Source organism: Bacillota bacterium (genome assembly GCA_013178415.1).
GTDB lineage: Bacteria > Bacillota > SHA-98 > Ch115 > Ch115 > Ch115.
Window position 1 is genome coordinate 1 of the sequence record JABLXA010000010.1, and the last position, 15,152, is coordinate 15,152.

At 54.3% G+C, this 15,152-nt stretch carries 14 protein-coding genes; 11 read left to right on the forward strand and 3 right to left on the reverse strand.

From position 1 onward, the window contains the following. The 7 genes from HPY52_09480 to HPY52_09510 form a co-directional block, all read left to right on the forward strand. A partial coding sequence (locus HPY52_09480; protein ID NPV80490.1) for a Glu/Leu/Phe/Val dehydrogenase occupies window positions 1–872 on the forward strand: 872 nt, incomplete at its 5' end. A gap of 616 nt (window positions 873–1,488) precedes the next feature. Next, window positions 1,489–3,081 (forward strand): APC family permease, encoded by a 1,593-nt coding sequence (locus tag HPY52_09485; GenBank protein ID NPV80491.1) that lies wholly within the window; start codon window positions 1,489–1,491, stop codon window positions 3,079–3,081. Window positions 3,082–3,338: 257 nt separating this feature from the next. Continuing rightward, window positions 3,339–4,292 carry a metallophosphoesterase gene (locus HPY52_09490; GenBank protein ID NPV80492.1) on the forward strand — a complete coding sequence of 318 codons (954 nt, stop codon included), beginning with the start codon at window positions 3,339–3,341 and terminating at the stop codon, window positions 4,290–4,292. 13 nt (window positions 4,293–4,305) lie between these two features. Next, window positions 4,306–5,094 carry a hypothetical protein gene (locus HPY52_09495; protein NPV80493.1) on the forward strand — a complete coding sequence of 263 codons (789 nt, stop codon included), beginning with the start codon at window positions 4,306–4,308 and terminating at the stop codon, window positions 5,092–5,094. Continuing rightward, complete coding sequence (locus HPY52_09500; protein NPV80494.1) at window positions 5,091–6,179, forward strand: histidinol-phosphatase; 1,089 nt, start codon at window positions 5,091–5,093, stop codon at window positions 6,177–6,179. Before HPY52_09495 ends, HPY52_09500 begins: the two co-directional genes overlap by 4 nt. 182 nt (window positions 6,180–6,361) lie before the next feature. Next, a complete protein-coding gene (locus HPY52_09505) occupies window positions 6,362–6,733 on the forward strand; it encodes a hypothetical protein (GenBank protein NPV80495.1) in 372 nt (123 codons plus the stop codon). Between the two features lie 58 nt (window positions 6,734–6,791). Further along, window positions 6,792–7,322 (forward strand): cysteine hydrolase, encoded by a 531-nt coding sequence (locus HPY52_09510; protein ID NPV80496.1) that lies wholly within the window; start codon window positions 6,792–6,794, stop codon window positions 7,320–7,322. Window positions 7,323–7,333: 11 nt separating this feature from the next. Here HPY52_09510 and rlmD read toward each other — a convergent pair whose 3' ends face one another. Both rlmD and HPY52_09520 read right to left on the reverse strand, forming a co-directional pair. Next, window positions 7,334–8,779 carry a 23S rRNA (uracil(1939)-C(5))-methyltransferase RlmD gene (gene rlmD, locus HPY52_09515; GenBank protein ID NPV80497.1) on the reverse strand — a complete coding sequence of 482 codons (1,446 nt, stop codon included), beginning with the start codon at window positions 8,777–8,779 and terminating at the stop codon, window positions 7,334–7,336. A gap of 31 nt (window positions 8,780–8,810) precedes the next feature. Then, a complete protein-coding gene (locus tag HPY52_09520; protein ID NPV80498.1) occupies window positions 8,811–9,338 on the reverse strand; it encodes an acyl-CoA thioesterase in 528 nt (175 codons plus the stop codon). A 314-nt stretch (window positions 9,339–9,652) separates the two neighbouring features. On the opposite strand from HPY52_09520, the gene HPY52_09525 reads away from it, so the two are divergent. Then, complete coding sequence (locus HPY52_09525) at window positions 9,653–11,428, forward strand: ABC-ATPase domain-containing protein (protein NPV80499.1); 1,776 nt, start codon at window positions 9,653–9,655, stop codon at window positions 11,426–11,428. A gap of 37 nt (window positions 11,429–11,465) precedes the next feature. Here HPY52_09525 and HPY52_09530 read toward each other — a convergent pair whose 3' ends face one another. Then, window positions 11,466–12,290, reverse strand: coding sequence for an alpha/beta fold hydrolase (locus HPY52_09530; GenBank protein NPV80500.1), 825 nt, complete (start codon window positions 12,288–12,290; stop codon window positions 11,466–11,468). A gap of 430 nt (window positions 12,291–12,720) precedes the next feature. Between HPY52_09530 and HPY52_09535 the strand changes: the two genes are divergently transcribed. Genes HPY52_09535 through HPY52_09545 form a run of 3 tightly spaced genes read left to right on the forward strand, consistent with a single transcriptional unit; the run spans window position 12,721 to window position 15,147 of the window. Beyond that, window positions 12,721–13,509 (forward strand): Fic family protein, encoded by a 789-nt coding sequence (locus HPY52_09535; GenBank protein NPV80501.1) that lies wholly within the window; start codon window positions 12,721–12,723, stop codon window positions 13,507–13,509. Window positions 13,510–13,527: 18 nt separating this feature from the next. Further along, window positions 13,528–14,271: an endonuclease III domain-containing protein gene (locus HPY52_09540; GenBank protein NPV80502.1), complete on the forward strand. Its 744-nt coding sequence runs from the start codon at window positions 13,528–13,530 to the stop codon at window positions 14,269–14,271. A 27-nt stretch (window positions 14,272–14,298) separates the two neighbouring features. Further along, a complete protein-coding gene (locus tag HPY52_09545) occupies window positions 14,299–15,147 on the forward strand; it encodes an SDR family oxidoreductase (GenBank protein ID NPV80503.1) in 849 nt (282 codons plus the stop codon). The last annotated feature ends 5 nt before the right edge of the window (window positions 15,148–15,152 follow it).

A 15,152-nucleotide genomic window follows, 5' to 3' on the forward strand; every position in this document is an offset into this window, starting at 1 on the left:
GGGACTTCGGTCTTGAGTTCAAGGACATATTCACGAGGCACATCTACATCCCAGCACCGGACATGGGTACAGGGCCCCTTGAGATGACCCAGATATATAACGCAACCATGGATCCTGCATCTGTGACGGGTAAGCCCCAGGGCATCCAGGGATGGCTCCCTGGAAGAAAAGAGAGCACAGGATACGGGGTAATGGCTAGCACCCTGAAGGCTATAGACATCCTGGGTCTTGACCCAAAGAGCGTCAAGGTTGCGATCCAGGGGTTTGGCAATGTTGGCTCCCATACAGCCATGTTCCTCCATGAGAAGGGGATAAGGATAGTCGGGATCACGGATGTAAACGGTGGGGTGTATAACAGGGATGGCCTGGATATAGAGGAGCTCTTAAAGTATGCAGAGAAGACGATGACAGTAGCTGGGTTTGATGGAGGGGTGCCGCTGACGAATGAGGAGCTATTCTCCCTTGATGTAGACATCCTGATACCCGCAGCGACGGGCCATGTGGTAAACAAGGATACGGCACCAACTATAAGGGCAAAGGCAGTAGTAGGGGCAGCCAACATGCCGGTGACCCCGGAAGGTATGGAGGTGCTGGAGAGCGAGGGGATAATGTTCTTTCCGGATATCATAGCAAACGCAGGGGGCGTCATAGCATCGCAGCTGGAGTATTCAGGGTCTTTGAGCGCCCGGCAGAGGACCAAGGAGCGGGTGCTCGAGATAGTGGCAGAGAAGATAGAGGATGCCTTTGAGCGCACGGTTGAGATAGCAAAGCAAGAGAAGGTGAACCTCACAGAGGCGGCGATCGAGCTTGCGGTGATGAGAGTTCACGATGCCATGGTCCAGAGGGGATGGGTAAGCACGGGTACGGCTTAGTCCGTACCCGTTAAGTAATATACCTCATCGGTTCATCAACATATTGCAATAAAAAATACATATGTTTAAGAAGGAAAGTGCTACGTATTGCCGAATATATGAGTCATAAACTATATAAATAACCAATAAATATGGTCAAGCCTTCCGTAAAACCCAAATTAAATTATGTAATGTAAGTTTATAACTATAAGTATAACACATGCCTTACTTTCCGAACCTTCGTTTTATCTGGCTTTGGGCGTTTATAATTATTTATTGTATTTCTTAACATGATATATATAACATAGTGGTTGATTATATGGTTATTCTGTGTCCAGAATGTGTCTAGAATCTAATAGGTATAATGACCTCAGATGTAGTCTCGTTTGATCTTGTGGGGAATTGGACAGTGGATCCCTGGTGGGTGGAATTAATGAATGGAAAGGTCTATATTTCTGGAGGTGAGGAAGGGGCATCCAAGTCATAAGCCTAGTAACCATGAGACTTCGGAATTTCGGAGAGTCTACTAAAAATATATCGGGGGGAATTGGAGCTAATAGGTAATGGCAAATACAAATGTGGTATTGGGTAGACAGTACACAGCTAATAGACTCATAAAGGAGTGTGTAATATCTCAATGCCAGAAGAAAAGAAGCTATATGCTAGAAAGAGCTCCGGATTAGTTCGCACAATAGGCATTTTCGGTGCTATGGTATTCGGTGTGCATTGTATTAGCCTTTCATCGTCGGGCTATATACCATTTTCGTGGGTTGCATCTGTGTGGCCCGGCAGCAGCATTATTGGCGTATTAACAGTAGCTATGGTCCTCTGCCTCTTCCACGCTTATACCTACGCCTGTATAGGCTCGACCATGCCTCGCGCTGCTGCAGACTACACCCTAGCCAGCCGGGTGTTGAGCCCGCCGCTTGCATTCGGGGCTAGCTGGACTTTGGTTATATTCTCCGCCGTCGTCGCCGGAGGGCTCATAGCCTGGATCCCATCGGGTGCCCTGCCCACGCTTCTTCAATCTATAGGTATTATCTTCGATAAGCCTGGGCTAAGGCACTTGGCTGAACTATCCCAGAGTCCAACAGGTATTATCGTTATAGGCACGATCTGCGTTGTGATTACGTATTTAACAATGATTCTCCCAACTAGAACGATCGTTCGGATCCTCGAGATCGGATTCTTCCTCGGTCTACTTGCATGGGTTATCATTTACATCTCCTTGCTTTCGGCTCCTGGACCTGAGTTTTTCCAGCAGGCATGGGATAAATTCATGGGGGCAGGGAGTTACGCCAGTCGCATATCCAAAGCCGAAGCGGCAGGCATGAGTTACGGCGCCAACATGTGGACCATGACCCTCGCCGGTTTGATCATGGGCTTCTGGATATTCTATGGTTATTATATACCGACATTCTTCGCGGGCGAAGTCAAGCAAGCCTCCAAGACCCTCATCGCCGGCAGCTGGTCCTCGCTCATAATCACCTGGGCCATATTTGTATTCGGGGCTTTACTGCTCCAGAGGCTTGTTCCGCTCAAGTGGATCGCGGCTGAAGGCTATTTATTCAATAATACTAAAGAGTTCGCTATGCCGTGGATTACGTTTTATGCTGCGATACTTAAGCCAAATATTATACTCGTAGGGCTCGTGGCATTGGGCTGGATATATACACTGATAAATCTCGCGCAGACATATTTCTTTTATGCAAGCCGTATTGTATTTGCCTGGGCGTTTGACCGTTTGATTCCTGATAGCGTCTGCTACGTCAACCCGAAGCTTCACAGCCCTATTATTGCCGTTACAATTATCGCAGCTATCGCTGAGATTGGTGTGATAGATGCGGCGCTTGGTGGGGTGTTGGGGACCCAGCTCAATTTCGTATTCTTCGCGGTTTGGACTCAGTTAGTACCAGTATTGGCTATCACCCTGCTTCCATTCCTTAAGCGAGATATCTATGAGCAGGCCCCGGATATTATGAAGTGGAAGATCGGTAAGATCCCCGGCATTACAGTTATCGGGGTCATTACGCTCGCGTACCTTATATGGATGATCGTTGCATCCTTCCTGTTCCCCGCAGTTGGCGGAGGCATAGGGCCATCGAGGCTTATTACGTTGGTTAGCTTTTTCGCCAGCGGTATTGCTGTTTACTACGTCGCCAGGTGGTATAGGCTTAATACAGAGGGGATAGATATCTCATGGACGTTTAAGACCATCCCGCCAGTGTAAGGTAATCAAGGTCGTCTCATCCAGGCCGTGCCCAGGTTAGATTACCTGCAGAGTGGGTTAGCATTAGGTCGCGGGTCGGATTAGGATCAAGTTAGGTAAGTTTGGAATAAGCTGAGTGTAGGTCGAAGCTTCTCGTGTGGGGAGGCAACCCCGGGTTGCTTCCCCTGAGTTTTTGATAACCGGGCGAGCTTCCAGCTTAAACATCTTAGTTAGATATTGAAGCTCTCATTGATAAAATTAGGGGTGGTAACGACAGTATGGCATTGACTCGTATATTATTTGCATCAGATTTTCATGGTTCAAACGCTTGCTTCCGTAAATTCGTAAGTGCAGGTCTAACCTACCAGGCGAATGTTATGATTGTAGGTGGGGATGTGACGGGTAAAGGAATCATCCCAATAATTCATCATGGTAAGGGAGTATACGAGGGGTACCTTTTCGGAGCAAAAAATGTGTGTGAGACTGCTGAGGAACTTAACAAGTTCAAAGAACAAATATCGAATGTCGGCTTTTACCCGCTGGTGCTTGAACCGGATGAGGCTAGGGAGCTCGAGGCTGATCATTCGAAGATGGATGAGGTATTCGGGAAGCTGATGAATGAGAGGGTCATTGAGTGGCTGGAGCTTGCGGAGAAATATCTTAAACCTAAGGGAATTAAGATGTTTTTTATGCCAGGTAACGACGACTCCTATGTCATCGACGAGGTAATTGGGCAATCGGAATATGTTATTAATCCGGATGAAAGGATCTGTTGGATCGATGACTATCACGAAGTGGCGGGCCTGGGTTCAAATAATATGACGCCGTGGAAGTGCCCACGTGATATGGCGGAAGAGGAGTTGGACACCAGGATTGAGAACCTGGCAGCGAGACTCGAGAAGCCCGAAAACGCTATTTTTGCCTTCCACTGTCCGCCGTATGATTCGTTGCTGGATACCGCTCCAGACCTGGATAAAGACCTCAGGATTAAAACCGCCGGTGGGCAGGTTTTGATGAAGCCTGTTGGAAGCACCGCGGTGCGGAATGCCATCAAGAAATGGCAGCCGCTCTTAAGCTTGCATGGTCATATTCACGAGGCTGCCGGCCATACAAGGATCGGAAAGACGCTCGCGATTAATCCTGGTAGTGAATACGCCGAGGGTATCATGAAGGCAGCACTGGTGAATCTTGATAGAGATAAAGTGAAGGGGCATATGATTATTTCGGGATAGGAGGCGAGGTAGTATGGTGACTGGAGCCTACGGAAAGCCGAAGCCCGACTTTCGTGAGGAACTTGAAAGAATCTTGCATATCCTCGACCAGCCCGAGCATAGCGACATCATGATGCGCGTCATAGGAGCCCTGGCTTTCAACCTGCATTGTCCCAGGTTTAATTATATCCAGGGGGCGCTGGGGCGCAAGTTTACGGATATAGACTTTGTCGCATATTCAACTTACACCAAGAGGATAATCGAACTCCTATCCTCTCTTGGCTATGAAGAGGATGTAGCTGTTACAAGATTCTTTGGTGAGCAGCGGCTCGTGTTCCATGATCGTGAAAATGACCGTCATATCGACGTGTTTTTCAACGAACTTAAATTCTGTCATCGCATTCCATTCAGGGGGCGCCTTGAAGTTGACAAGCCGACGATCCCTCTTGCGGAATTGTTGCTTGAGAAGCTCCAGATAGTCAAAATCAACGAGAAGGATATCATAGACTCTATCATGCTTCTCAGGGAACACCCCTTAGGTCGGACCGATGAAGAAACCATTAATGTGAACATAATCGGGGCGTTATGCTCGAGCGATTGGGGATGGTGGCGCACCGTAACGAGAAATAGCGCAATTATCCGGGAAAATCTTGAAAGCTATTCACAATTGACGGATGAGGACCGCGTGGCGGTTGCCTCTCAGCTCGATGGGCTCATGAAGTATCTGGATGAGGAGCCGAAGAGTCTGCGCTGGCGTCTGCGCAGCCTAATCGGTGAACGCGTAAAGTGGTATGAGGAAGTGGAGGAATTGGCTAATAGATGAGCCCGCCGTTGCCCTCGTGCACTCGTAGGGGGCTAAATGAGTTTTCGAAAATCGCTTGCCAGGATGGTTTCGATATTAGTAGAATTGAAATAGCGGTTTTTAGAGATTGGTATACCATAATAGGTATACCAATCTTTGTCGTGTGCCCGGTATGGGCTCACGAGAGGGAGGCCGGGCCGCGATTTCTAAATGTCAGAGAGGAGTTAGTGTGCCTAATGGCTTTGGAGGTTAAATCGAACCGGCAAATGAATAAAAGGCAAGAGGGCCGGCTGGGGCCCCTTATCGATTACCATTTACATTCGCATTTTTCCCCGGATGGCCTGTCCACAATAGACGAACAATGCGAGCGCGCTGCTGCGCTTGGATTCCGCGAGGTATGCTTCGCCGATCATTTCGATTTCGAGCCCAGGGGCGGCCACTGGTATGGATTCCTTGATTACGAGCGCTATATTGAGGCTATTTCCAGGGCGAAGGCGAAATGGCAGGGTAGATTGATGATAAGGAAAGGGATCGAGCTGGACTTTCAGTCGCATTACGGGGACCAGGTGAGGGATTTTCTCGCCGGCAAGGAGTTCGATTTTGTGTTAGGGTCTATACATTGGGTGGACAGGCTCTCGCTGGTATCGGAGCTTTATGAGGGCCGGAGCATGGAGGAGGCTTATGGGCGCTACTTCGAGGAAGCCCATGGGGCGGCGAAAACCGGGCTATATGACGTTATCGCCCACCTGGATTATATAAAGCGGTATGCATTCCAGGTATATGGGAAATTTGACTTCTTCTCCCGGTTTTATGATCAGATCGAGGCGATACTCAAGGTGATGGTGGAAAACGGGACGGGTCTCGAGATCAATACCTCAGGCTTGCGGGGGGAGCTTGGCGAGACTTTGCCGGGGCCGGGTATCGTGAAGCTTTACAGGGAATTGGGCGGAGAGATCGTCACAATCGGGTCCGACGCGCATTGCACTGTCGATCTCGGATCGGGAATAGCCGAGGCTTTAGCCCTTTTGCAGACTGTGGGCTTCGATTATGTGGCGGTTTTCCATAAAAGGGAGCCAAAGTTCTTGAGGATCGAGACAGTAGCCTAGCCTCCTCTGGCGTGGCCTCGCCCCCATGATGTCCCGGGCCTGGGGCCGGATAGCGTCGGATAACGGACCTCGAAGCCCGGGGGACGGCTAATATGTTGGATAATTAGAGGAAGGAATTAATGCTCACATGTAGAATGCTGCATATTGAATCTCGCTAGGAAGCTAGAACGGAGGGGTAGGTTATGGCAAGAAGCATAAAGATCACAGCGGGACAGGTGGAGGTCCAGGCGGTCTTAAACGATTCGAAGACGGCCGATGCTATCCGGGATGCCCTTCCAATTAGTGGAAGGGCTAACAGGTGGGGTGATGAGATCTATTTTTCAACACCTGTCAAGCTTGCCCCTGATAACGCAAAGGCTGTTGTGGAGAACGGGGACATCGCCTACTGGCCGCCGGGCCACGCGTTTTGCATATTCTTCGGACCCACGCCCGCGAGCACGGGAAATGAAATAAGGCCCGCGAGCCCGGTAAACGTGTTCGGAAAGATCACCGGCGATGCCGCAATCCTCAAGAATGTTAAGGACGGGGAAAAGGTCACTATCAGCGCGTTATAGAGCACCAGTTGGCGCGATGAGCTTTTACCAGGCTTTTATCAGGAAGGAGGCGAGGGGCATGTCCAAGGAAGCCGGGGAGGTCTTGCTTGTCATAGATATGTTGAACGACTTCATAGACCCCCGGGGCGCCCTTTATGTAGGCGATGAGGCCCGGGAGGTAGTCGGGCCCATAAGAAGGCGGGTAGAGCGGGCGAGACGCGAGGGCATCCCGGTCATCTACGTGTGCGACCGCCACCTCGAGTCCGACCCGGAGTTTCGGATGTTTCCGAAACATTGCGTGACAGGGACATGGGGAGCCGAGGTCGTGGCGGAGCTTGCGCCCGGGCCGGAAGACCGCGTGATCCCGAAGCGCCGCTACAGCGCATTCTTCCAAACGGATCTCGACCTCACGCTCCGGGAGCTCGGTGTGGGCCGCCTCGTAATCGCGGGGGTCTGCACAAACATATGCGACCTCTACACGGCCGCGGACGCCAGGATGCTGAATTACGAGGTGGTCGTGCCGCGGGACTGCGTCGCGTCCTTTGACCGCGCGGCGCACGATTTCGCCCTCTCCGAGATGGAGAGGACGCTGGGGGCCAAGATAGAGTAGAGGGTGGGGGCTCACTGGTTTTGGAGGAGCGCGCAGCACTCCACGTGCGCGGTCTGCGGGAACATGTCCACCGGCTGCACCTCGACCGCCTGGTAGCCGGCCTTCGCGAGGCGGGAAAGGTCGCGGGCGAGGGTCTCGGGATTACATGATACATAGATGATGCGCCGGGGGGCGAGGGCAACTATCCCTGAAATGGCGTCTTTCTCGCAGCCGGGCCTTGGGGGGTCGACAACCACTATGTCCACATTCCCCTCCCGCTGGCCGGGCTCTTCACGCGCTTCCCCTCCCGCATGACCCTCGAGCGCATTCTTCTTGAGGGCATTTTTCCCATTTTTTTCGAGAATACCTTTAATGCTCTTGCCCTTGAGCACGCCCTCAACTCTGCCCGTAATGAAGGTGCAATTGTGGAGCCCGTTGAGGGTCGCGTTTTCTATCGCGTTCCTCGTGGCGGTTTCAACTACCTCGATGCCGTATACATGACGAGCCCGCTGCGCCAGTAGGAGAGAGATGGTGCCGATTCCCGAATAGGCATCAAGCACCGTTTCTTCGCCTGTGAGGTTTGCATAGCCTAGTATTACGCCATACAAAAGCTCCGTTGCCGCGGGGTTCACCTGGAGAAATGATTCGGCTGAGACGCGGAACTCCAGCCCATGTATGTGTTCCGTGAGCCAGTCCCGCCCGAGGAGGAGGCGCGGCCCGGGGGCGCCCGGGTTGATGCTCGTGGCGAAGACCTTCCCGCCTACGTCTTCGATCACGCCCACGAGCCCAGGCACGAGCTCCACCAGTCTATGGGCTAGGTCGCCTATACTGGGAAGAGACTGCTCATGAAGAGGCCCCCCGTGGGTCACGAGCACCGCCAGGGCCTCCCGGCCGTCGCCCGAGGTGCGCGCAACGAGGTGGCGGAGAGCTCCACCGGAACCGGGGTTATATACTGGAACGCCCAGCCTCCGGACGAGATTGTTCAGCGCCTGGAATATCCTATTGTTTGTATGGCTCTGGATGATGCACTCGTCAAAATCGACGACTTCCCGCGTGCGGCGAGCATAGAATCCCGATAGGAAATCCGCGGGAGACCGGGGCCCGGACTGGTGGGGCCCGGACCCGGGGGATTCGTATGAGTATCTGGCCTTGTTCCGGTAGTGAAAGCGTTGCGGCGCGGGGAGGCAATCCTTGACGCTGGCATCTTTGATCTTCCCGATTCGCTCCAGGGCCTGTCTCACCCTGCGCGTCTTGTATTCCAGCTGGGCTTCATAGGATACATGCTGGAGCTGGCAACCCCCGCATTGGAAATAGACAGGGCACGGGGGCGGTACGCGGTCGCCCGATTCTTCAATGACCGAGAGGAGCTCGGCCTCGACGTATTTCCCCTTGTCCGCGATGACCCTCGCACGGACCACATCGCCCGGGGCGGCGTATGGGACGAATACTACACGGCCGTCCCTGCCCTGCCGGCCCACACCCTCGCCGGCGTGGTTCAGGTCATGGATTTCAAGCTCCAAAACGTCTCCCAGTCCCATTTCCATGATTCGATTTAGCCCGGGCCCTTCGCCTGAGCCTTTCCTCCCTCCGGATCGTGGCCTCCTTGAATTGGCGTATTTCTTCGTCACTCTCCACGATGATAGGTGGAACCCGCGTAGGCTTTCCCTCATCATCTAGTGCCACAAAGGTGAAATAGGCTGTATTCGTATGCCTGCGGGTTCCCGAGGTGAGGTCCTCGCCGTATACCTTGATCATTACTTCCATAGATGTGTTGCCTGTCCAGGTTACGGTGGCCTCCAGCACTACTACCTCGCCGACCTTGATGGGTTCCTGAAAGCTGATTCCGTCCACATAGACCGTCACGACGGGGCGATTGCAGTGGCGCGATGCTGCGATAGCGCCCGCTATATCCATCAGATGCATCACCTTGCCCCCGAGGATATTTCCAAGGGGGTTGGCATCATTGGGGAGGACGAGCTCCGTCATTACGACAGCGGATTCGCTGGGCCGTTTACCTCTATTAGTCATCATTCCCATGTTCTTTGCAACTCCCTCAACATCTTCCCCCAGAAGAATCCTGATCTTCCCCGGAGGGATCCTGGATTCAGATTGGACTCGGCCGGGGTAGATTCCGATCGCCTACTCGCCTACTGTATTTCGTTCCCATGTTATCCTATAGATCGGACATCGTCAAGATTTTATAATATTTATTACGCCCTGTTTGTCTAACATTTGCCGAGAAGTAGTACAATATTGCGATATAATATGTTTGTGCGGACTTCAGGGCACTAGAATAATAGCCCTAGAAATAATAGCCTTGGAGAATCCCCGAAAGGAGATGGGATTTCAGGTTGGTACGAATCGAGAATCTATCCGACACATTGCGACGCATTGAGGGGAGGGGCTATAAAGCGTATCAGGACATTCGTGGAGAGTATGCCTACAGGGACGCGAATCTCGAATTCATCCTCATCGTCGACCACGTCCAGGCCGACCCGTTTGCTCCTCCCAGCCGGATCAGGGTCCAGGTCCCGCAGCGGGTCGCGGGCTTCCCGCAGCGCTACCTCGAGAGCAAGATCCGGCGGGTGGCCCTATCGGACTTCCTGACCAGGAGCTTCGCGCTCGCTGCAAGGGCGAGGACAAAAACGAGCGGTCCCGGCGCAGGCCCCTGGGCAAGCTCGAGCCACGAGGCTGAGGTGGGCGTTCCAATAGGGGGCACCGGCAGGAGCGGGCAGGTTTCAATAGCCAGGTCCGGCCAGGAGATACTGGAGCGCAATTCCGTCCTGATAGATGAGAATATGGTGGAAGTCAGGTTCACCGTCGGGCTGCCAGCCGCGGGCCGGAGGATACTAGGCAGGGCGGCTCAGGCCATTTTTTTGGAGCTCTTACCCAGGATCGTAGCTGGGGCGCTGATATATAAGGCTTTGCCCGCTGAGTCGCTGGACAGGCACGTGAAGACGGCGGAAGATGCTGAGGCCCTCAGAGGCATGCTGGGTGAGAAGGGCCTGGTGGCCTTCGTCGGCAACGGGGCCATATTGCCGCGGCGAAGCGGGGTTGATGACAGGCCGCTGCCGGCGGAGAGGGCAATCCCATTTTCATCGCCACCATCCCTCGAGGTTGAATTCGATTTGCCCAACAGGGGACGCACCAGGGGCATGGGGATTCCCGAAGGCGTTACGCTGATAGTGGGCGGTGGTTACCATGGTAAGTCGACGTTGTTGAGGGCCATCGAACGGGGCGTCTACAACCATATACCCGGGGACGGGCGGGAGCTCGTGGTGACCTCGCCCCTGGCCATGAAGATCCGGGCCGAGGACGGCCGGGCCGTCACCAGGACGGATATAAGCCCATTCATCAAAGGCCTGCCGTTGGGCGGCGACACCCGGTCCTTTTCGACGGAGAATGCGAGCGGCAGCACATCGCAGGCCGCAAATATAATGGAGGCGCTGGAGGCGGGCGCGAAGGTGCTGCTGGTCGACGAGGATACCTCCGCTACCAACTTCATGATCAGGGACCGGAGGATGCAGGCCCTTGTCGCGAAGGCAAAGGAGCCCATAACGCCGTTCATCGACAGGATAGAGTCGCTCAAGGAGTCCGGGGTCTCTACCATACTCGTGCTGGGCGGGTCGGGCGATTACTTTGATGTGGCGGATACGGTCATAATGATGGATGAGTACAGGCCCGTCGACGTCACACGAAGGGCAAAGGATATAGCGCGTGAGCTCCAGACAGGCCGCATAAACGAGGCGGGCGAGGACCGCCCATTCCCGAGGCCGAGGGTCCCGGCCTCGCTCGGGCTCGGGGATATGGAGGGCCGCCGGTCGAAGGTGAAGGCCATGGGCACGGATGCTATCCGCCTTGGCCACGAGGAGATCGACCTTTCCTTTGTAGAGCAGGTGGTGGACGACGGACAGACCAGGTTTATCGCCGACGCCTTGAGATACCTGGGCAGGAAGCTCGTCAATGGCCGGTCGACGATTCCCGAGCTCATATCGAGACTCTGGGCCGTCCTCGAGCGGGAAGGCCTGGACGCGGTAGCCCCATATGTGCGGGGTGATTATTGCATGGCAAGGCCACTGGAGGTCGCCGCAGCCTTGAACAGATTGCGGACCCTGCAGATAAAGTAGGCACAATAGACACAAGTTGATGTTGATGCCCCCGCAATCAGGTTTTTTTCAAGGTTTTTTCAAACCACTCGATTGACTTCTGGAGCACCTTTGATTCCCACTCCCGGGAGTTGTAGGTGTGGTCGGCGCCGGGAAGGATATAGACCTCGGCCTTCCCGCCGGCCCCTGTTATGGCCCGCTCAAATATCTCGCTGTGTGATACCGGGACGGTGGCGTCGGCGTCGCCGTGGACTATGAGAACGGGGGCCTTTGCTTTCTTTATTTCCTCATAAGGCTTGGCCCCGGCCAGGCCCAGCAAGAAATCCCTGCCCACAACATCTCCCTCGAGGTCTACCTCATTGAGCCGGCCATTGTTGTCAAGCTCCTGCAGCAGCTTCACATTGTCCGCGAAGAGTGGAACTCCGGCAAAATCGGCCACCGCTGACCAGAGGACCACCGACTTTACCCGCGGGTCCCTGCCCCCTACGCAGGCGGCCACGGCGCCGCCCATGCTCAGCCCGAGTATTCCCACCCTCCCGGGGTCGACCCCGTCCTGGCCGCACAGGAAGTCCAGGGCAGCTATGGCATCGGAAACCTCGCCTTCGAAGGTCATCTCGGAGAACTCGCCCTCGCTGTCACCGGAGCCCCTGAAGTCAAACCTCAAGGTCCAGATCCCCTTATTTGCCAGCATCTCAGCAAGTTTTACAAAAATCCGGTGCGCCTCAACCTTCTGGCCAGTAAAGCCGTGGAATAGGGCCACGCCCGGGGCCTTGCCGCTGGGTTCCCCTCCGCCAGGGCTCGAGTTGCCAGGCTTGTGCAAAACCCCTATGATCTTTTGTCCCTTATTTGAGAAGGTTACAGGGTCTCTCGTGGTGCGGGTCATAGTTTGGATCATCTATTCTGCTCCTTTCTTTCCTTATTATGTTCGACCATTGTGCCCTAAATCCTTCCCTAAATCCTCTATTCTAGTTTTACTCGCTACTTTTGCTCGGGTCTAGACTCTTCCACCCGTGGTTTCGCCCTGACCTTGCCCTCGGATTTCACCCTTAGACCTAATCTCGGGATCTCCACCTGTTCGTCCTTGGTAGCTCATCCTTGCCCATTCCTGGCATCTTCATTTTGTCCCTCCCCCCTTGACATGCCGGGTGGGGTGCGGGAGAATGAAAGAAGCAGGAATCAAGCAGGCAGCGAGAATTCGGCGGGCAGACGGTTAGATTGGAGCAGATTTTCATGGTGCTCCGGAAATAGGTAAGGCGGGTAAGATGATGGCGAGGGCGAGTAACAAGTAAGAGGAGGGGAAAGGGATAAAGACGATGGATCCCAGAGGAACCCCTTTTGGAGAAGCGAAGAAAACACTTTTAGAAACGCTTTTAGATGAAATCGACAAGAAAAGAGCGATCATAGATAGCCACAGGCCCCTTCCGGAGGCCGTTGTTCGAAAGTTGAAGGAGTATCTTGATGTGGAGTGGACGTATACGAGCAACGCCATCGAAGGGAGCACCATAACCAGGCAGGAAACCCTGGTCATCCTGAAGCATGGGCTTACCGTAAGGGGTAAACCGCTTGTGGAACACCTCGAGGTTGTCAACCATAAGGCCGCTATAGATTTCGTCGAGGGCCTCGCGAAGAGTGATGTCCCTATTACAGAACTTGAGATACGACAGATCCATTCACTGATCCTTAAGGGGATAGATGATGACAATGCCGGGAGGTACCGGACCCATCAGGTTTACATATCGGGCTCAAAGTACGTTCCTCCCGACCCTGTGGATGTCCCGGTTCGTATGAGGGAGTTTGCCGCCTGGCTCAGCAAGGCTAGGTCAGGCATTCATCCGGTTGAGTGTGCGGCCCTTGCACATCTTGAGCTTGTACGTATTCACCCTTTCATGGATGGCGATGGAAGAACTGCAAGGCTTCTCATGAACCTCATCCTGATGCGGCACAGCTACCCCATCGCTATCGTAAGGCCGGAAGATAGGCTTGGATACTACGACGTTCTAGAAGGAGCAGGGGAGGGCAATAAGGAAGATTTTGTTATTTTGATGGCAACCGCCGTGAACAAGATGGCGGATATCTACGTCAAGGCGATAGGTCAGAGATAGGTCAGAATGGGGATGCATATGCAGGCAGAGACTCCAACTGAACAGGCATGTATAGGGCAGGCATATGTGCTGGAGATTTATGAACGTCTCCTGGGCCACTTTGGGCCCCAGCACTGGTGGCCGGGGGAAACCCCATTCGAGGTCGTGGTGGGGGCTATTCTCACCCAGTCGGCCGCATGGCGAAATGTGGAGAAGGCGATCTCCAACCTCAAGGCGGAAGGTTATCTGTCCCTGGATGGGATCCTTGGCCTGCCGGAGGCGAGGCTTACGGCGCTCATCCGGCCGTCGGGCTATTACAACGCGAAGGCGCGCAAGCTCAAGGCCTTCTGTTCATTTCTCGCGGAGGCCTATCAGGGGAGTCTGGAGGCTATGTGCGCGAGGCCTCTCGATGAGGTCCGGGCCGAGCTGCTCAATGTCTATGGCATCGGCCGGGAAACCGCCGATTCGATCTTGCTCTACGCCTGTGGGCTGCCGACATTTGTGGTTGATGCATACACGAGGAGGATATTTGAGCGGCTCGGACTCATTGGGCCCCGGCGGGGTTACGAGGAAATTCGCCGGTTCTTCATGGATAGGCTCCCGGCCTCGGTCCCTCTTTTTAATGAATATCACGCCCTGCTCGTCGCCTTGGGGAAGGACATCTGCCTCTTGAGGAAGCCAAGGTGTGAGAGCTGCCCGCTGAACTCCATCTGCGATAATTATGCTTCCTCTGCTTCCGCAGCGGCAAGCGCAGCGCCACATCAGGCGATAGCAGGAGTTTAAGGCGGGATTGAGAATGGGGGTTGAATCGTGGGTGCAGATCTAGGCAAGAACGTCTTGATAACGGGCGCCTCGTCGGGCATCGGAGCGGCCACCGCGCTTCTCCTGGCGCGCGAGGGCTATAATGTCTGGGGCACAACGCGCAGGCTGGACAAGCTAGCGACCCTGCCCGAGGAGCTACGCCGCCGGGTTTCGTTTGTCGAGATGGACGTCACGGATCAGGCTTCTGTAGATCGCGGCGTGGCTGAGGTCCTCCGCCAGGCTGGCCAGATAGACATTCTGATTAATAACGCGGGTTATGCCATCTATGGGCCGGTGGAGGAAGTGCCCATGGAACTCGCCAAGGCACAGTTCGAAACAAACGTCTTCGGGGCGCTCCGCGTTATCCAGGCCGTTGTCCCGGCCATGCGGGAGCGGCGCAACGGCCTCGTGATCAATATGAGCTCCCTCGCAGGCAAGCTGGTTATCCCATTCCAGGTCCACTATGCAGCCAGCAAACACGCGATCGAGGCTTTCACCGAAGGCCTCCGCCAGGAGCTGCGGCCGTTTGGGGTCAAGGTGGCGGCCATCGAGCCTGGCGACATCAATACTAACTTCAACAACGCCACCCAGTTTGGGCAGAGGAGCGACTCGCCCTATAAGCGGTGGACGGATGCCAGCTGGCGCACGATCGACGTCAATTTGCGCAGGGCCCCGGGGCCCGAGGTTGTTGCACGCAAGGTGCTGGCTGTGGTGCGAAGAGCGCAGAGGTCTAATCCGGCAACGCGCTATCCCGCGGGCGATTTCATGTCCACAAAGTTTCCATTTCTGGTCCGTTTCCTGCCTGACAGTGTGCGGGAATTCGCCATCCGCGTTTTCTACGGGATTAATTTCCGTTAAGTTGA